The organism is Gottfriedia sp. NPDC058432, assembly GCF_042721555.1.
GTDB lineage: Bacteria > Bacillota > Bacilli > Bacillales > Bacillaceae_G > Gottfriedia.
This window is the reverse complement of record NZ_JBHXLC010000018.1, coordinates 54424-73826: the sequence shown is the minus strand read 5'-3', so window position 1 is coordinate 73826 and position 19403 is coordinate 54424. Positions and strand designations below refer to the sequence as shown.

Annotated in this window: 19 protein-coding genes and 1 other RNA gene; 16 read left to right on the top strand and 4 right to left on the bottom strand. The window is 31.6% G+C overall.

Annotated elements, in window-relative coordinates; translation table 11 throughout:
• Positions 1-67 precede the first annotated feature (67 nt).
• The 10 genes from panB to ACFWM3_RS17180 all read left to right on the top strand — a co-directional run bounded on the left by panB (position 68) and on the right by ACFWM3_RS17180 (position 9506).
• Positions 68-910 carry a 3-methyl-2-oxobutanoate hydroxymethyltransferase gene (gene panB / locus ACFWM3_RS17225; protein WP_056466621.1) on the top strand — a complete coding sequence of 281 codons (843 nt, stop codon included), beginning with the start codon at positions 68-70 and terminating at the stop codon, positions 908-910.
• Complete coding sequence (gene panC / locus ACFWM3_RS17220) at positions 907-1752, top strand: pantoate--beta-alanine ligase (protein ID WP_056466618.1); 846 nt, start codon at positions 907-909, stop codon at positions 1750-1752. The genes panB and panC overlap by 4 nt, the downstream gene beginning before the upstream one ends.
• Positions 1753-1778: 26 nt before the next feature.
• The gene (gene panD / locus ACFWM3_RS17215) at positions 1779-2162 is read left to right on the top strand and encodes an aspartate 1-decarboxylase (RefSeq protein ID WP_056466615.1); all 384 of its coding nucleotides are present in this window, start codon (positions 1779-1781) and stop codon (positions 2160-2162) included.
• 217 nt (positions 2163-2379) lie between these two features.
• Positions 2380-5169 carry an ATP-dependent DNA helicase DinG gene (gene dinG, locus ACFWM3_RS17210; protein WP_390312223.1) on the top strand — a complete coding sequence of 930 codons (2790 nt, stop codon included), beginning with the start codon at positions 2380-2382 and terminating at the stop codon, positions 5167-5169.
• Between the two features lie 107 nt (positions 5170-5276).
• Entirely contained in the window at positions 5277-5447 is a 171-nt protein-coding gene (locus ACFWM3_RS17205; protein ID WP_082459338.1) for a YpmA family protein, read from the top strand.
• 11 nt (positions 5448-5458) lie between these two features.
• Entirely contained in the window at positions 5459-5923 is a 465-nt protein-coding gene (locus ACFWM3_RS17200; RefSeq protein ID WP_056466609.1) for a cell wall elongation regulator TseB-like domain-containing protein, read from the top strand.
• A gap of 15 nt (positions 5924-5938) precedes the next feature.
• Positions 5939-7126 (top strand): pyridoxal phosphate-dependent aminotransferase, encoded by a 1188-nt coding sequence (locus tag ACFWM3_RS17195; protein ID WP_390312222.1) that lies wholly within the window; start codon positions 5939-5941, stop codon positions 7124-7126.
• A 287-nt stretch (positions 7127-7413) separates the two neighbouring features.
• Complete coding sequence (locus tag ACFWM3_RS17190) at positions 7414-8124, top strand: DnaD domain-containing protein (protein ID WP_353611567.1); 711 nt, start codon at positions 7414-7416, stop codon at positions 8122-8124.
• Positions 8125-8353: 229 nt separating this feature from the next.
• Positions 8354-9016: an endonuclease III gene (gene nth / locus ACFWM3_RS17185; protein WP_390312221.1), complete on the top strand. Its 663-nt coding sequence runs from the start codon at positions 8354-8356 to the stop codon at positions 9014-9016.
• A complete protein-coding gene (locus ACFWM3_RS17180) occupies positions 9006-9506 on the top strand; it encodes a YpoC family protein (RefSeq protein WP_390312220.1) in 501 nt (166 codons plus the stop codon). The genes nth and ACFWM3_RS17180 overlap by 11 nt, the downstream gene beginning before the upstream one ends.
• 231 nt (positions 9507-9737) lie before the next feature.
• On the opposite strand, the gene ACFWM3_RS17175 is transcribed toward ACFWM3_RS17180, so the two are convergent.
• Both ACFWM3_RS17175 and recU read right to left on the bottom strand, forming a co-directional pair.
• The gene (locus ACFWM3_RS17175; RefSeq protein ID WP_390312219.1) at positions 9738-12524 is read right to left on the bottom strand and encodes a transglycosylase domain-containing protein; all 2787 of its coding nucleotides are present in this window, start codon (positions 12522-12524) and stop codon (positions 9738-9740) included.
• A 50-nt stretch (positions 12525-12574) separates the two neighbouring features.
• Positions 12575-13186 carry a Holliday junction resolvase RecU gene (gene recU, locus ACFWM3_RS17170; RefSeq protein WP_056466590.1) on the bottom strand — a complete coding sequence of 204 codons (612 nt, stop codon included), beginning with the start codon at positions 13184-13186 and terminating at the stop codon, positions 12575-12577.
• A 94-nt stretch (positions 13187-13280) separates the two neighbouring features.
• Here recU and ACFWM3_RS17165 point away from each other — a divergent pair, with 94 nt between their 5' ends.
• On the top strand, positions 13281-14288 hold the full coding sequence (locus ACFWM3_RS17165) for a DUF2515 family protein (RefSeq protein ID WP_390312218.1): 1008 nt from the start codon (positions 13281-13283) through the stop codon (positions 14286-14288).
• A 615-nt stretch (positions 14289-14903) separates the two neighbouring features.
• Positions 14904-15155, top strand: a complete 252-nt coding sequence (locus ACFWM3_RS17160) for a hypothetical protein (protein ID WP_056466583.1) — start codon at positions 14904-14906, stop codon at positions 15153-15155.
• 136 nt (positions 15156-15291) lie between these two features.
• On the opposite strand, the gene yppF is transcribed toward ACFWM3_RS17160, so the two are convergent.
• Positions 15292-15468, bottom strand: coding sequence for a YppF family protein (yppF, locus tag ACFWM3_RS17155; RefSeq protein WP_082459337.1), 177 nt, complete (start codon positions 15466-15468; stop codon positions 15292-15294).
• Between the two features lie 200 nt (positions 15469-15668).
• On the opposite strand from yppF, the gene ACFWM3_RS17150 reads away from it, so the two are divergent.
• Positions 15669-16460 carry a YppG family protein gene (locus ACFWM3_RS17150; protein WP_390312217.1) on the top strand — a complete coding sequence of 264 codons (792 nt, stop codon included), beginning with the start codon at positions 15669-15671 and terminating at the stop codon, positions 16458-16460.
• Between the two features lie 57 nt (positions 16461-16517).
• Here the strand turns inward: ACFWM3_RS17150 and ACFWM3_RS17145 are convergent, their stop codons facing one another.
• Positions 16518-17246: a GntR family transcriptional regulator gene (locus ACFWM3_RS17145; RefSeq protein ID WP_056466577.1), complete on the bottom strand. Its 729-nt coding sequence runs from the start codon at positions 17244-17246 to the stop codon at positions 16518-16520.
• 682 nt (positions 17247-17928) lie between these two features.
• Between ACFWM3_RS17145 and ACFWM3_RS17140 the strand changes: the two genes are divergently transcribed.
• The 3 genes from ACFWM3_RS17140 to rnpB all read left to right on the top strand — a co-directional run bounded on the left by ACFWM3_RS17140 (position 17929) and on the right by rnpB (position 19340).
• A complete protein-coding gene (locus ACFWM3_RS17140; RefSeq protein WP_056466574.1) occupies positions 17929-18495 on the top strand; it encodes an SLOG family protein in 567 nt (188 codons plus the stop codon).
• 76 nt (positions 18496-18571) lie between these two features.
• Positions 18572-18877 (top strand): cell division regulator GpsB, encoded by a 306-nt coding sequence (gene gpsB / locus ACFWM3_RS17135; protein ID WP_056466572.1) that lies wholly within the window; start codon positions 18572-18574, stop codon positions 18875-18877.
• A 78-nt stretch (positions 18878-18955) separates the two neighbouring features.
• Positions 18956-19340, top strand: an RNA gene (gene rnpB / locus ACFWM3_RS17130) — RNase P RNA component class B.
• The last annotated feature ends 63 nt before the right edge of the window (positions 19341-19403 follow it).

Below are 19403 nucleotides of genomic sequence, written 5' to 3'. Positions count from 1 at the left end.
GTTCTCCTTTGAGCAAAGTTTTTTTATTGTAGCCCCCATTTCCTCTCATTTAAAAGGAGGAAAAAAGATGAAAACAACAAAAGATTTTTTAAACATGAAACAAAACAATGACCCAATCGTCATGATTACTGCTTATGATTACCCTTCAGCACTATTAGCAGAAGCAAGTGAAGTAGATATGATTTTAGTCGGTGACTCACTTGGGAATGTTGTCCTAGGTTATGATTCTACAATTAAGGTTACAGTAGATGACATGATTCATCACTCAAAAGCCGTAAAGCGCGGGGCAAAAAATACGTTTATCGTAACAGATATGCCATTCATGTCTTACCATTTTTCAAAAGAAGAGGCTTTACGTAGTGCATGTCGCATTATGCAAGAGGGTGATGCGCACGCTGTTAAGGTTGAAGGCGCAGATGAAAATGTTTTAGATGTGATTAAAGCATTAACAATCGCTGGAGTACCAGTTGTAGCTCATTTAGGATTGACTCCTCAATCAGTAGGTGTATTAGGTGGGTATAAAGTTCAAGCACGTGATTCTGAAAGTGCGATGAAATTGTTTAACGATGCAAAAAAATGTGAAGAAGCTGGCGCTTTTGCAATCGTACTTGAATGTGTACCAAAGCAAATTGCAAAGGACATTACGAAGGATCTTTCAATTCCGACAATAGGAATAGGTGCAGGTGTTGATACAGATGGTCAAGTACTTGTTTACCATGATTTAATAACATATGGTGTTGGTCGAGTAGCTAAGTTTGTTAAACAGTATGCAAATGTATCTACAACAATTGAAAATGCAATTGCTTCATATGTGCAAGAAGTTAAAGCTAGACAATTTCCAGATACTAAACATTCGTTTACGATGAAAGAAGAACAGTTAAAGGCATTATACGGGGGAAGTTCGCAATGAAAGTGTTTCACACTATAAAGGATTTAAGAAATGAATTAAAAATTCACAGAAAAAATGAAAAATCGATTGGATTTGTTCCAACGATGGGTTTTTTACATGAAGGTCATGCATCATTATTAGAAGAAGCTAGAAAAAATAATGATATCGTCGTATTAAGTATTTTTGTAAATCCGACTCAATTTGGCCCTAATGAAGATTTTGATCGATATCCTAGGGACTTTGACAGAGATGAAAAAGTTGCACTAAATGCTGGTGTAGATTGCCTCTTTTATCCAACAGTTGAAGAAATGTATCCAAATGAATTAAAATCAACAATGAAAGTAACAAAACGAGTTGATGTCCTTTGTGGTGAAAAAAGACCTGGACATTTTGATGGCGTTGCATTAGTCGTAACAAAATTATTTAATATTGTTCAACCAGATCAGGTTTATTTTGGCTTAAAGGATGCTCAACAAGTAGCTGTAATTGAAGGTTTAGTTGAAGACTTCAACATTCCTGTAAAAATTAATCCAGTTCCAACTATTAGAGAAGAAGATGGATTAGCTAAAAGTTCTAGAAATGTCTATTTATCAGACAAAGAAAGACAAGAAGCACCTGTTCTTTATAAAAGTTTACAAGCAGCAGTTGAAGATATAAAAAATGGGAATCTAAATCCAGATCAACTTAAGCAAAATATTATATCTACAATACAAAGCGAAACATCTGGAACAGTAGATTACGTAAGTATTTATTCTTATCCAGATTTAGAGCCTTTAAATAAAATAAATGGAAAAGTAATTATTGCATTAGCAGTTAAGTTTACTAATGCTCGCCTAATCGATAATATTATTATTTCTATTTAAGGATTGAACAACTAGGGGGAAATAACATGATTCGCACAATGATGAGAGCAAAGCTTCATAGAGCTACAGTTACAGAAGCTAATTTAAATTATGTAGGAAGTATTACAATTGACCAAGATTTAATGGATGCAGTTGACGTACTTGAAAACGAAAAAGTTCAAATTGTAAATAATAATAACGGTGCACGACTTGAGACATATGTTATTCCAGGAAAACGTGGAAGTGGTGTAATTTGTCTTAATGGTGCAGCAGCTAGATTGGTTCAAGAAGGTGACAAAGTAATTATTATTGCTTATGGTCAAGTAGAGGAAGAGAAACTGGCTCAACATGAACCAAAGATTGCTATATTAAACGATGCAAATGAAATTGTCGAAATGATTGGCAAAGAAATTGCAGGTACAGTAAAGTAATAGAAGTGGGCATTAGGCTGTCTGTCAACTTTTGTATTTCGAAACATGAATTTACTTGTTGAGATCAATTATTTAACAGACAAGAGAAACAACGAAGAAAACGAGTGTTTGAGGGCAATTTGAAATCCCCTTCTTTAGGGGATTTTTTTGTTGGTTGTATTGTTTAATCTGTTTATGCAAAATAATATCTATATAGAGAATTTGGAGGTGGCAAAATATGAATAAATTTGTGGTCGTTGACTTAGAAACAACCGGAAATAATAATAGAGGTCAAGATCGAATTATTCAAATTGCAGCCTTTTTATTGGAAAATGGAGAAGTTATTGAACAATTTTCAAGTTTTATAAATCCAAACATGAATATTCCAACATTTATTTCCGAACTAACAGGGATATCAGATGAAATGGTTCAATACGCTCCTCAATTTGAACAAATAGTTGAAGAATTATATCCGATGTTTAATGACGCCTATTTCGTTGCACACAATGTTCATTTTGACTTAACATTTTTGCAAAAAGAATTTGAGCGGATTGGTTTACCAAAAATTTCACCGTTAGCTATTGATACAGTGGAGTTAACAAGAATTTTATATCCAACTTTAACTAGTTATAAATTATCTGATTTAGCAAAAGTATTTAATATTGAACATGAAAATCCTCATCAAGCTGATAGTGATGCTGAAGTAACTGCCGAATTATTAACAATTTTATTAAAAAAACTTGAAAGCTTACCATATGCATCATTAAAAATATTAGAAAAACTTAGCACAAGTTTTAAAAGCGACATTACATACTATATTTCGGAAATACTTCAAAAGCAATCTGAATCATTTTCAAATGAAACTGTTGATTATGAAGAATTTAGACGAATCGCCATTAAAAAAAGAAGCTTTAGTTTACCACAAGAGGAAGAAGATTTCGTTGAATTCGACGAGCATCTTAAGCGTGAACTTGTAGATCAGATGGCTGTGGAAATTCCAAACTTTATAAAAAGAGAAGAACAATTTGCATATATGCATGATGTGTTCGATGCATTTAGTCAGAATAATATTCTCTTAGCTGAGGCTGGAACAGGTGTAGGCAAAACATTTGGGTATTTAATTCCATCAGCATTTTTCTCAAAACAATTCGGCAAACAAGTTGTCATTAGTACAAGTACGATCTCATTACAAAAACAATTACTTAAAAAACATATAAAGACGATTGAAAAAATTGTACCTTTTCAGTTAAAAATAGCTTCTATACAAAGTAAAAGAAATTATCTATGTCTTCATAAATTCGAATATATTGTTGGCGAACAATTTGATGATAATTACGATAGTATTTTATCTAAAGCTATGATAACAGTTTGGTTAACTGAAACTGAAAATGGAGAATTAGATGAATTATCACTTCCTTCAGGTGGCTTACATTTATGGGACCGTGTTTGTTGTAACGAAGAAAGTGAAAATAAAAGAACAAATCCTTGGTTTCATAAATGTTTTTATCAAAGGGCTAAAAATCAATTAATGTTAGCCGATATAATTATTACAAACCATGCTTATTTATTATCGACTTTAAAAAATAAAGATCACTTTATTAATTCTGTCAAAACGATTGTAATTGATGAGGCACATGCTCTTGAAGAGACTGCATCAAAAACTTTTGGAATCACTTTTTCATGCTTAAAATATTATCAATATTTAAGTAGATTAAGTACTACTGATAGTAATGAACTTGTTCACCGATTATATAAATTTGATGAGGGAATACCTAATCGTGAAAAATGGTGGAAAAAAGTTGATCATTTAGTAAAAGAAATAAAGTATGAATCTGATGAGTTATTTAGATTATTACGTGATTTTATTTTAAGTAAACAAAATGAGTTTGATAAAGAAAACATTAGACAATCAATTACACTAAGTGATAAAAATACTGCTAGCCAAAATTGGAAGGTTATTCAAGAATGTGCAAATAGATTAATTCATGTGAATAATACTTTATTCACGGGTTGCGAGCAATATTTGAATTTAATTGAAGAGAAAAAGGGATCAGCGTTTCATCGTTCAATCGTTTCAGAATTTAAAATGATTATTGAACAATTAAAAAGCATGAAAAATGGTCTTTATGAAATATTATTCGATAAAAATGAACATTATATTTGCTGGATGGAAACTGAGGCAAAAGGCTCATTCCATACAACGATGCTTTATTGTGAGAAAGTTGAAAATGCAGATTTAATACAAAATTATTTAATTAGTGGCAAAAATTCAATCATACTAACGTCTGCAACGATGTCGATTGATTCATCCTTCTCATTTATAAAGTCATCATTAGGAATTAGTGAAAATATTAATGTCGTTGAAAAAATATACCCCGTCCCAAATGATTTTGCCCAAGGGATGAAAGTGTATATTCCATCAGATTTAATGGGAATAAAAGAAATCACACAAGAAGAGTATGCATTACAAACTTCGAATACAATTCGTAAAATTGTTACCGAAATAAAAGGTAGAACATTAGTTTTATTTACAGCTTTTGATTTATTAAAACAGACTTATGATCAATTAATACAAAATTTTGATTCACTGAATTCATCTGTATTAGCTCAAGGTGTTTCTCCTGGAGGAAAACAAAAGTTAATAAAACAGTTTTTACAATCTAAACAAACAATTTTATTAGGTACGAACACTTTTTGGGAAGGAATTGACCTACCTAATGAAGAATTAGATTGTTTAATCATTGTACGCTTACCGTTTACAAACCCTGAAAAGCCTATGTTTATTGCTAAATCAAATTTATTAAAAAAAGCTGGAGAAAATTCTTTCTCAAGTTTGGCTTTACCATTAGCCGTATTTAAGTTTAGACAAGGTTATGGTCGTCTAATTCGAAATGAAAAAGATCAAGGTTCATTATTTGTTTTAGATAATCGCATAATAAATACTAGCTATGGTGGAGAATTTTTAAAGTTAATCCCAAAAAATAAAATAAAAATAAATACAATTGATGAATTATTAAAAGATTTTTAGTAGTTTTTCAAAATTTAGCATGAGAATAGTAGGGGATTTCAGGCTAGACGTGTGGTATAATGACATAAATTGTAATGTATTTATAATACATTTTTAGGAGGAGCAACATGAATTCAAATATTGAAGTATTATCAACAACAAAAATTGAATATACTAGAGATTTATACAAAATTGTTGATAGTTTAAATCGTACTTTAAAAGAAAAAGATTTAATGTTTGGACTTGCACTTGATAAAGAAGATCAAGAATATGCGGTATTTACAATTTATCGAACATAAATGAGGTATATATGAAAAAATGGTTAGTCATCCTTGGATTAAGCATCATTTTTCTTTCATTATTTTTAATCGCCACATATCAATCATCAATTTCAAAGCTAAATGATGATAAAAAACATGCCGAAGAGCTTGTATTAAATCAAGGGTATTTAAAATCTGTGGAAACTTCAGATTATTTCCATGGAAAAGAACAAGCAATCGTTGTAAGTGGTAAAGATGATGCAAATAATGAAATGATTGCGTGGGTACAGGATGGAGAAGTTATTACACGAAAGAAAAGTGAAGGATTGACCCAAAAACAAATCATTGACAAAGTAGTCAGTGAGAGAAACCCAAAAAAAATACATAAAGTAAAGTTAGGAATAGAGAACAAAATACCACTTTGGGAAGTAGTATATATAGACCAAAACGGCCGATATAATTTTTACTACGCTGCTTTCGAAAATGGAGAGCTTTTAAAACGTTATAGTATTTAGGGGGAAATTAACAAGATGAAACTAGCAAAAAGAGTAAGTGCACTAACACCATCTACAACACTAGCTATTACAGCAAAAGCAAAAGAGATGAAAGATCAAGGAATTGATGTAATAGGATTAGGAGCAGGTGAACCTGATTTTAATACACCAATTGAAATTATTGAAGCAGCTTATTCAGCAATGCTTAACGGCCAAACAAAATATACTCCTTCAAACGGTTTACCAGCCTTAAGAAAAACTATTTGTGATAAGTTATTAAAAGATCAAGGATTAACTTATTCTCCGGGAGAGGTTGTTGTAACAAATGGTGCAAAACATGCACTTTACACACTTTTCCAAGCAATTTTAGACCCTGGTCACGAAGTTATTATTCCGACACCTTACTGGGTAAGCTATCCTGAGCAAGTTATATTAGCAGAAGGTGTGCCAGTATTTATTGAAGGATATGAACATCAACAATTTAAAGTAACACCTGAACAAATCGAAGCAGCAATTACAGAGAATACAAAAGCGATCATTATAAACTCACCAAGTAATCCAACTGGTATGATTTATGATGAGCAAGAATTAAAAGCAATCGGAGAGATTTGTTTAAAACATGATATATTAATCGTATCTGACGAAATATATGAGAAATTAGTATATGATGGTGCAAAGCATGTTTCAATTGCTTCATTAAGCCCAGAGCTTAAAGAGCAAACGATTATTATCAATGGAGTATCAAAATCTCATTCAATGACAGGATGGAGAATTGGTTATGCTGTTGGTAATAAGGAAATAATCAATGCGATGACAAATCTTGCTAGTCACTCTACTTCGAATCCTACTACAATGGCCCAAATCGCTACGATTAAAGCATATGAGTTAGGCGATGGTCCTATTGAAGAAATGAGAGTAGCGTTTGAAGATCGTTTAAATAAAACTTATGAGCGCTTAATTTCAATTCCAGGATTTAGCTGTGTTAAACCGAATGGTGCATTTTATTTATTCCCAAATGTGACTGAGGCAGCTAAAATGGCTGGATATCAAAATGTAGATAAATTCTCTACTGAATTACTTGAAAAAGCTAATGTTGCGGTAATACCTGGTTCAGGCTTTGGTTCACCTGATAATATTCGCTTATCATATGCAACATCTCAAGTACAGTTAGATAAAGCTTTAGAACGCATTGAACAATTTATGAAAGCAAGTATCTTAAGTTAATTCCTATCCATGGGAATCTCTATTTTTAACAATGAAGCTAAGCGTATGCTTAGCTTTTTTCAGTAGACATTTTTGTGTGATTTAATAATACAATAAGCAAAACCATTCACAATATATTTAACAGACTATATCCTTAATTAAATAATTTATTAGTTGGTTTTTTAAATATTAAATAGATATACTATAATAGAGGTGTGATTTCCATGCCTCTATTTATTTTTATTTCACGAGTTTCTTTTACTGTATATTTTATGTAATCATGCTATACTATGCTAGAGGTGTTCGAAGTGAATAATAATAGCATTCTAAACTGGATTCAATTTGGGAATATTAGCATTCCAAATATACTTCTCAGTCATTATTCTTCTTTAAACATAAATGAAGAAGAACTAGTCATGATTCTACAGCTTTACTCTTTTCAACAACAAGGTCATACGTTTCCAACACCTACTCAATTAGCAAAAATTATGTCAATAAATGAACAAAAATGTATGGAAGTTATTCGAGAACTTCTTAAAAAAGGTTTATTAGAAATTACGGAAGAAATTGACCAACATAACTTACGATGTGAGGCATATTCACTTTCTCCATTATGGTTAAAATTAGTTAATATTACCCAAAATGGTCAACAATCAAAAGAAACACATACTATTCCTTCAATTATTGAACAAGAAGAGGAATCAATTTACTTAGTATTTGAAAAAGAATTTGGTAGATTATTGTCCCCTTTTGAGATTGAAACTTTAACAATGTGGATGGACCAAGATGATCATAATGAAAAACTAATCAAAACTGCACTGAAAGAAGCAGTTATAAGTGGGAAATTAAATTTTCGTTATATAGATCGTATTCTTTTTGAGTGGAAGAAAAACGGAATTAAGCAAGTAGATCAAGCAATGAATTATAGTAAGCATTTTAGAAAAAAAGAAACAAGAGAACCACAAAACGAAACAAAGTATACAGGATCAATTCCTTTTTATAATTGGCTTGAAAAATAAAGCGAGGACATGCTCCTCGCTTTATTGTGTAAAAAATGTACCAAAAATTTGATTTTCAGACTGATTGAAAGCGCTTGTCTTTCGAGGCACGAAGCCTGGTGAGGAGCGGAATTACCTAAACGGTAATGAGCACCGCAGACAGGCGAAGTAACGAAGAAAGCGAGCGGTTGGCGGGCAGTCTGAAGCGAGGACATGCTCCTCGCTTTTGTTTAGTAAGGAGTGTTTTGAAATGTTAAATAAGCAACAAATAAATGAAGTACTAAAAATAATGGGTGAAATGTTCCCAGATGCACATTGTGAATTAAACCATAAGAATCCGTTTGAATTAGTAGTAGCGGTAGCTTTATCTGCTCAATGTACTGATGTTTTAGTAAATAAAGTGACAAAAAACCTATTTGAAAAATATAAAGAACCTAAGGATTATTTAAATGTTTCTTTAGAGGAATTACAAAATGATATTCGCTCTATTGGACTTTTTAGGAACAAAGCAAAAAATATCCAGAAATTAAGTGAAATGATTATTAATGATTTTAATGGAGAAGTTCCACGTACTAGAGAAGAGCTGGTAAAATTGCCTGGAGTTGGTAGAAAGACAGCTAATGTTGTAATGTCTGTCGCATTTAATATTCCAGCAATCGCAGTTGATACTCATGTAGAGAGAGTTTCAAAAAGATTAGCTATATGTCGTTGGAAAGATTCTGTTTTAGAAGTAGAAGAGACATTAATGAAAAAAGTTCCTATCGAAGAATGGGGAGTAACTCATCATCGTCTAATATTTTTTGGTAGATACCATTGTAAAGCTCAAAGACCGAGTTGTGAGGTATGTCCTTTACTTGAAATGTGTAGAGAAGGAAAAAAACGAATGAAAGTGAAGAAAGTAAATGACAAATAGTATATATAAGGATTTTATCGTTACGCCATTTTATAAAAACAATTCTAATGAACTAATAAATGAAGAAATTAAAATTAAAAATAAACCGTTTTTTTATGAAAGCAATCAGATTCTAGTTAATAAGAGCTCAAATATACCGAATGAAAGTGAAGAGATTATTAAACAAATGTTTATTGAGTGGAAAGAAGAATCAAAACACATTTCTAACTACTTTAAACAACGGAATCGAAAACTTGCGTGTGAGCCAATGATAAGAGGGTTAGCTAATTTTATAACAATTCTTACATGGATAAACGGCCAAATGCTGCTTAATTTAAATAATTTATTACTTGAGTTAGATAAATTAAAGATTAAGCCAATCAATTTAGACGAGCGAATTAGTTTTGTATTAAATCAACCTGATCACTATCACTCATTTATTCAACTTTCTGGCTTATATACGGAGTTAGAAAAGCTTTATTATAAGCAAAATATAACCTCCTCAAGATGAGGAGCAATATTTTAGATTTAGAGTAAATTGCCAATTCTCAAGCTTAATATATGGAAAGGCAAGAAGATTTAATTAGATTAATTACATAGCAAAACCTCCTCAAGATGAGGAGGTTTATTTTAGTTTAGAGTAAATTGGAAATTCTCGGACTTAATAAAAAGAAAGGCAAGGGGATTTATTTTAGAATAGTTACATAGCAAAACCTCCTCAAAAAATGAGGAGGTTTTTAATTTATGCAATAATATTACGTTCCAACTTATTAAATCGATTATTAGAGTATGAATCTGAGTTATACGAAGTTGGATTCGTATTTGTTGGTTTTGATGGTTTATTTGGATCTGGTGTAGTAGGTGGTGTAGTTGGATTTGTATTACCATCACCAGTGCCGTCACCTTTGCCATCACCAGTTCCAGTACCGGTTCCATCACCAGTTCCAGTACCAGTGCCGTCACCAGTACCAGTACCATTACCATTACCATTACCATTACCGTTACCATTACCGTTACCATTACCATTACCATTACCATTACCATTACCATTACCGTTACCATTACCATTACCGTTACCGTTACCATTACCGTTACCATTACCGTTACCATTGCCGTTATCGTTGCCATTACCGTTACCGTTGCCATTACCGTTACCGTTGCCATTACCGTTACCGTTGCCATTACCGTTACCGTTACCATTACCGTTATTATCAGCTGGTGGGGTAGTTGGCTCTTCTGTAGTAGTTAAATCGACTGTAACAGTAACCGCAGCACTCTTTGTATCGCCATTAGTTGCTACGATCGTAATTTTTACTTTGTTTCCAGCTACAATACCATTAATTTTTGCTGATGTACCATTTACTTTTTGAGTTTGGCCTTTAACACCGTTTATATCATAGTTTACTTCAAAAGTAGTAGAAGCAAGTAACTCAGCAGGATACTGCCAATTTAACGAAACACTGCTCGTTTTTTCATCATATTTCGCTGTAACATTTTTAGCTGAATCTAATGTATCTGGTGTAGGAAGATCATCCATTTTTTCACCTTTAATATATAATTCGTTTTGAACATTTACAACTGAACTTGGTTTATGGAACGCAGATGAACGATCAGCTGTTGCTGCCAACATATCTCTAGCGATATATTTAGCTAAATTTGTTGATGTTTTACTTAAATAATGACCTTCTTTATTTTTCTCATATCCAGTCCATACCGAAACAGTAACATCTGGAGTATAACCAACAAACCAACTATCTCGAGTTGCGTTTGAAGGGAAGCCATACTTGTCTTTTACTTCTTGTGGGTAGTTTGTAGTACCAGTTTTACCTGCCATATCAAGACCAGGTACATTTGCTCTACCACCCGTACCACCTGGAGCCTTAACAACATCACGTAGCATATCTGTAATCATATATGCAGTGTAATCACTCATTGCTTGTTTTGGTTCAGGAGATAATACTTTTTCAGTTTTATCTTGATAGATTATTTTCGTAACAGCATGTGGTTTTATATAAACACCGCCATTACCGAAGGCTGCATATGCACCTGCCATTTCCATTGCAGATACACCTGTAAATCCACCGATTGCATGAGACTCGTAAAAACTGTTCTTTTGGAAGTTAAATCCAAGTCCGTTACCAAATTCACGTGATTTATCTAATCCAACTTGCTGCATTGTTTTTAAAGCAGGAATATTTCTTGAACCGATTAACGCCTTACGAATCGATAATTTACCTTTATAAGATTTATCAGCGTTTCGAATAGGTGTTCCATCAGAATATTGATATGGTTCATCAACAAGTTGATGATTAGTAGACCATTTTAAATATTGAATCGCAGGACCGTAGTCAAGGATTGGTTTAATAGTTGAACCAGGTTGTCTTTTAATATCTGTTGCAAAGTTTAGACCACCACTAGTTGTGTTTCTTCCAGCACCTACAGCTTTAATTTCACCTGTTTTAGTGTCAGTTAGTACAAAACCAGTTTGGAAATCATCGCTTGGATAAAATTCAGATCCTCGATTAATAATTTCATCTGCTTTATCTTGTGCTTTAGGATCTAAAGTTGTTTCAATTGTTAATCCATCTGTATTTATATCTGCATCACCGTATTTTTTAACCTCATCCATAACTACATCAATGAATGCTTGGTACTTTGTTTGGCCACTTTCATGAACTTTAACTAATGATTTCTCAGGAATTGCTTTTGCACTATCATATTGTTCCTTAGTGATGTAACCATATTTTTTCATTTGACTTAATACAACATTTCTTCTAGCTTCTGATTGAGCTGGATGTTTTGCTGGATTGTAGTTATTTGGACTTTGTACCATACCAGCAAGTGTAGCTGCTTCAGGTAATGTAATTTTCGATAAATCTTTACTAAAATATGTTTCACTTGCTTTTGCTACACCATAAACTCCGCGGCCTTTTAAACCATTTGAGAAGTAAACTTTATTTAAATACATTTCTAAAATTTGTTGTTTAGAATATTTTTGTTCAAGCTGGAATGATAAATACCATTCTTGTACTTTACGTTTAATTGTTTTTTGTGGAGACAAGAATGAGTTTTTGACAACTTGTTGAGTAATCGTACTACCACCTTGTGATCCAAATCCACCAGTAATATTAGCTAAAACTGCGCCAAGCACACGGCGGATATCAACACCTTTATGCTTATAAAAACGTACGTCCTCAGTAGCAATAAAAGCATCTTCTACTACTTTAGGAATCTCGTTATATGAAACTTTTGTTCTTTGTTCTGTTCCTAGTTCCGCAATAACATTCCCATTTTTATCTAGAATCGTAGACGATAAAGGTACTTTTAGCTTTGATTCATCAAGTTTAGGAGCATCACTTACTAAATAATAGAAAGTCCCAACTCCCCCAAGAATACAAAGTACCGCTAAAGTTAATATTGTTAATGTAATCTTTTTCCATAAACCTTCACGTTTTTTTGGTTTTACATTTGAAGGCTTTTCCATTTCCAATTGTTTTCGTTCTTGTCGAGAACTATACTCTTTTGCCATTTTTTTGTTTCTCCTGCCTTTCAAATGAACTTAATGAATTTATTAAAATATTAAATTACAAAAAGTTCATCGATACATTTTAAGTAAGGAACAATGATTGGATAACTTGGTTTAAGTAACGTTCCATACTCTTTGCATTCTTCTCTAGATATTGATTTTCTTCCACCATCTGTTTGCCTTTTCCAAAAGGTAAGAATATCAGTTGCTTTCATAAAATAAATTTCATTATATAATGAAAATTTTAATATGACAAACGAAATTCCACCGTGATTCAGTACATTTTCCATATGCTCTATTTGGTGTAAATGGAAATTTTGTAAAGGAAAACTAGTCTTATTATTCGTTTCCTTGGCTTCAAAATCAATATACTTCCCTTTATAGATGCCATTATAGTCGGTTGTTGAAGGCTGTTTAAAATAGGCCTCTCTAATAACTGCAGCGCTTCTTTTTGGATAGTCTACTTTTACGATTTGTACAGGTGTTGGTTTTTTATGTATGTTTGCGATGTTATTTGATAAATAATACGTATTAGTAGCATTTAAATCATCTTCAAGTGACATTCCGCGATTACTATAAGTATTATTTGATTTTACTTGTATTTCGTTATTTTTTTGACTTTTTTGAACTACATTATTTCTTCGATTTGGATAACTTATTGTCATAAAACCAACTCCACCTTAATTTACATACAACTCGTATTATAGCACTAAAACAGATGTTCGTGTAAAAAAATACCAGATTGCTTGGGGTGAGTCAATGAATGCAAACCATGAAAGCTGGAAAGGTTTCATAAAAAAAAGAAGAGAAAATCACAATTTATCACATGAAGAAGCAAAACTTATTGATTTAATAAAGAAAGAAACAGTTAAATATAATGCTGATAATATTTCCAGAACGATTGCATACCAAGAATATTTTTTAAGACAAAGTGAAATAGAGTGGTCTTTTCTTGCAAGTATGGTATCACGTAATGCAGGCTATAACATGACTGATTTGGAAAACGAAATATTCGTTAATGGACTAAGTGTAAAACAAAGAAAACAGCTTTTTATGACGTATGAACGTGCAAATTGGATTATTTTTTTAGATGCATTTCCACAGTTACTTCTTTTTGAATATTCAAAAGTAAAAAATAAGCCATTATTTTACCTATTGAAATATTTTTCAGTATCTAGTTTTATGGAAATTGAATGGGAGAAATATTGGACGGATCGAGATAAGAAAAGACTGGTCTATTCATTGATCATTAACGAACAAAATATGATTGAAAGACCTGTCATTCAAAATAAATTTTTTAAAAGTGAAGTTTTTAATTCTTTAGCATTTAAACTCCAGGAACAATTAAAACTTAGTTATGTTATATTTCCATCAAGTAATGGGGAACTATATGGACTTGTTATTTTCCAATTTGAAGATTTATCGAAAAGGATACAGATTGGGAAACAATTATATTCTATTTTATTTCATGAAGATATACACAATGAGTTTATCGATTTTGCTACGCAAACTATTCACACAGGCAGTAGAAGTGATTACGAAGGGTTAGTTGGAATTACAAGCTCAAATAATCCGAAATTAAGAGATGTCTATCCAATGATCCCTCACACACGAACTGTTGAGGAGGATTGGTACACAAGTAGTAAAATTTTAAATGAATGGTATGAAAATGAAATCGTTACGAGTGGAGATAGTTTTAAGGAATCTTTTTTAATTAAGCAAGAGCTACTTAGTTCGTTGTTAAAATTGAAATCGATTTTTCAATAATAATGCTAGCTGTTTTTCACGCTGTTGAAAAACGATCTTATCAACTAAGTACCAAATTTTCGTAAAAGGAGTAGTGTGATATTGATTTCCACTACAAGATGCTCGTTTTTCATGGGGCGAGATTCTTGAGCCTCGAGATCTTCCAAAAATGAATATTATATTCATTAATACATTGTTCACTTATTGTACATTTTCATTAATGACCGATTTATATTTCAACACTCTGAAAAAAGCTAGCACATAAATGCTAGCTTTTTTCATTTAAATTTTATAGAAATAATGTCAATCAAATCGATTGTGTCCCAACATTTATGTAGCAGGGAAATTAGGACCATCTAATTTTGGATTACCAGTTTGTTGACTTTTACTTTTTTCTTGCTTTTTCTTTTTTTCATTTTTGTTTTTTGCCATTTGAAACACCTCCATGTAATATACCTTTCCCAATTCTGTTCCACGTTACAAGTTTTTTTGTCGAAATTATAGATGAAAATACCTTTATTCACTTTGTTTAGCGAAATAGTTCTAGTTTTGTCAGTGAAGAAGGAGGTAGATGAACTGTTGTTGAATTTATTTTGTAAAGAAAATTTAGAAAATTAGGAAGAGGAGTTGAACTGTATGGAGTTAATTCAAAGAGAAGATTTTTTTCGAGCAATTGATGAATTTTTAAATGAGGTTGAATTTATTGAGCACTCCTTAGCTTTAAGAATTGATCAAAAGTGTGATGAAGAAAAGAATTCACTTTTAAATAAGATCCAGTCAACAACAGTGCATCTTCATCATTTTGAAAAGAAAGTAAGTCAAGCAAAAGAGGGTGGTAGTTGGATTTCAACACCATTTTTAGGAAGACAATTAGCATTTAACATTTAATAATCATATATAAGTAGAAGATGTTTTATTTGAATGAAGGTATAAGTAAATAAAAGGAATTAAATAAAGCGATACACTTTTACAATTTAGTAAATGTGTATCGCTTTATTTCTTATAATATTAATATTCCCGTTTACTAAATTGGCTTACAAGCGCCAAAACGTTCAAGTTCTTTAACTAATTCTCTGTAATGTTGAATAGTAACCTCACCATTTAGGTAATTTTGTTGTAAAAAGTCCATTAATTGATTAAAGTCAGTTGGTTCGAAACTTTTTGATGAAATAAACTTGCTCTTTAATTCTTGTAAAGTCATTATTACCCCTCCAACATTAAAATTTAATTAACAACTTGTATAACTATATAAAATGTATCATAAATATTTAAGATTTAAATTTTTTTAAAAATTTAAACTTCCGACATATTATGACAAATAGCGCATAAGATAATAGAAGTAACAGAATAGGCATTTGTAACATATTTATAAATGAGAAAACTTATAATGGATGTGAGAATATGGGATCTCAAATGTTTCCTCCAAATCATTCAGATAACAGCTTTGAGTGGTTTAGAAAACAAAATCAAATGATTGATGAGAATTTTAATTATCCAGAAATGAACCAATTAACGAATGAAAATCAGCGTTACTATGGAAATACAATTCAACCTTTTTCCCAAAATCCTACTATTAATACTCAACAACCACCAGTTCAATCACAACAGACACAACATACACCGTCAACTCAACTAACACAACCACCACAACCAATCCAACAATCACAGATGATTGAGCCATCTCCTTATGGGGGACCATCAATACAAACTAGTAGTTATGGTCAATTAAGTCAAATCCAGTATGCAGCACCACAACAGTTTTCAATGCAACATCCTGCTGTTTCGTATAACCAAGTGTACCAATACGATCCTAATTTTTTCGGGATGATGCAAAATCAATATCCACATATGCCAATGAATCCTTCACAATTTGGTAATCAAACGAACTATTTAACTAGCCCTCAAAATCACCAGTATTCCATGCAACCTCAACACGCACAAATGTTACAACAAGGTCCATTTACAACTCCACCAATGTTTGCGCCAAGTACACCTTATCCAACTCAACCAAAAAAATTAAACCAACAAAATAATAATGGTCAATCTTTTCAGTTTTCATCAATATTAAATCAATTTAAAAATGGTTCCGGTTCGTACGATGTCCCTAAAATGATGTCTACTGCGGGTCAAATGATGAATACCATGAATCAAGTAGGCGGACTATTTAAACAAATTGGGGTTTTCTTTAAATAAAAAAGCCAGGAATCCCTGGCTTTTTTTCGTTGTATAACACTTTTATCTCTATTACTATTAATCATTTCTAGATAAAGAATGTACAAGTTTGTAGCGGTCCGCTCTGTATACAGTCAATTCGTATTCTAAAACTTTGCCACTTCTTAAATAGGTTGTACGATAAATTGCTAATACGGGACAATTCGGCGGAATTTCTAATAATTGAGCTTCTTCTTCAGAAGGCATTCTAGCTTGAATCGATTGATCAGCATATTGAATAGGGTCCGGAATATTGGCATTTACATAATCAAAGAATGATTTTTCTAAAACACTTTGATTTAGGTTTGGAGCTATATCACATGACACATGAATACTTTCAATCGACATAGGAATTGAGTCTGCTAATCGGACTCGTTTAATAAAATAAATGGGATCGTTTTCTTTTATCTTAAGTATAGTAGATAATGCTTTATCAGAATTTAAGATATCAAATTGAATTAATCTACTACTTGGTTTTAAACCTCTTTCAATCATTTCTTCTGTGTAACTATTTAATCTGCTAATTTTTTTTTCAACTTGTTGACGACTAACAAATGTACCTTTACCTTTTTGCCTATAGACAATTCCTTCTTGAACTAAATTATTTAATGCTTGTCGAACGGTCATGCGAGATATTTGGAATTTCTCTGAAAACTCTCTTTCTGATGGAATTAATTCATCAGCGGGGTATTCACCTGATGCGATTTTACATTTTATGTATTCTAATAATTGGTGATAAATTGGTATTGGGGAATTTTTGTTAATCATTTTTTACTCCTTGTATTGCATTAATCTAAATTTTATCTATAATTTAAAACGATTTCATAACTCATTTTAAAGGAATAAAATGCTTTCGGCAATCATTGTCTATACTCGCAAAAATCAGAATATTTAAACTTTTAATCATTATTAATTTTATTGTTGTGAAATATGTTCAAACCTAATAAAATAAAAAAGTTGACATTAAAGTATATTTAGGATATTGGAGAGGATAAATTTGAACAAAATACTTTTTTTATTTTTTTTCACAATTACATTAACATTAATTATTTTTACTAGTTTTAAACAAGCCTTATATGTAATTTTATCTTAAGTAAAATTTCTACGAAAAAATTTTAACAATAATATTCCTAACATAATAACTAATCTAAAAGGGAACAAAATATCCTCTATGAGCAGCAATCAAATATTGAAATATTGATCTTAAATTGTCTTAATAGTTGATTTCCACTAAGCTAATGACTACTAAAGTAAAGTTAAATATTAGATTCCCTCAATATAAATTTCTACATTTGAATATTATTTAAATTAATGATTTTTGCGAGATAAAATTATACTTACAATTTTTATTTGTTACTAAATATTTGAAATACAGCAGAGTATTTAATAAAATAAAATTTAATTTGTGGAAGAACTTTTAGTTCTTCCTAATTTATTATTGTGAGGTAATATGAAGATACTACTTATATCTGGTTATAAATCATTTGAATTAGGAATTTTTTCGAATAAACATGATGCAGTTAAATACATAAAAAAAGCAATAAAAAATAAAATAATTTTATTTATAGATGAATTAGAATGGATTATTATTTCAGGGCAAATGGGTACCGAATTATGGGCCGCAGAAGTAGTATTCGAACTTCAGCTTGAGTATCCTGAGTTAAAGCTGGGTATTTTTACACCCTACGAAGATCAAGAGAAAAATTGGAATGAAGCAAATAAAGAATATTATAATGAAATCTTAATTGGGGCAGATCACGTCGACTCAATTTCAAGAAAACCATACGAATCTCCAATACAGTTAAAAGCAAAAAATGAATTTTTAGTTAGTAAAAGTGATGGATGTATTTTATTTTACGATAATGAAAAAGAAGGAAGTCCTAGGTATTTATATGATTTAGCACACAAGAAAAATGAACTATTTAATTATCCTGTAGAAATCATCACATTTGACGATTTACAAGTGATTGCAGAAGAGTCATTTGAGAATGATGATAATAAATATAGGGAAATATAGAATAGATAATTGACAATTTATGAAGACTTTGAAAAAATAGAAGGTAAATATTTCTAAATGTTTTGGGGTGACACACATGGAAGCAACAAAAATAAAACTAAGTATAAAAGATATCCTAAATAAAGAGTTTAAAGTTTCGATGCGAGGATATAATCAAGAGGAAGTGGATCAATACTTAGACACGATCATTAAAGATTATGAATCGTTTCAAAATCAAATCGTAGCCCTACAACAAGAAAATGCAAAATATAAAAAATTGTTGGAGGATCAAAAGAACACAGCTACACCTCCACCATCACCTTTTAATAATACGAATACTGATGTTCTAAAAAGATTATCAAATTTAGAGAAGCATGTTTTTGGAAGTAAATTATTCGAATAATTTTAACTAAATTTATATTTTAAGAAAGCATTGCAAACTTAAGTATAATTTACTATACTAATAAATGTTCGTTTCAATATGTTCGGGTAATCGCTGCAACGCTAGACGTTGTTGAGGAAAGTCCATGCTCGCACAGTCCTGCGATGGCTGTAGTGATCGTGCCTATCGAAGTCATAAGATAGGGTAGCTGTGTATCAGCTAACGGCAGGGAACGGACCTAAGTCCTTTACGGATATGGTTCTACTACCTTTAAAGTGCCACAGTGACGTAGTCCTCGAAGAAATGAGAGGAGTGGAACGCGGTAAACCCCACGAGTGAGAAACCCAAATTATGGTAGGGGAATCCTTTCAAAGGAATTGAACTGAGAAAGGGACAGATTATTCTGTAGATAGATGATTACCACCTTGTAGTACGAGGCGAGAGCCGCTTGCAGTACGAATGGTACAGAACATGGCTTACAGAACATATGAAATGATGAAACTGTATAAAAACTCTTCATTATATGGAGAGTTTTTTGTAATTTCGA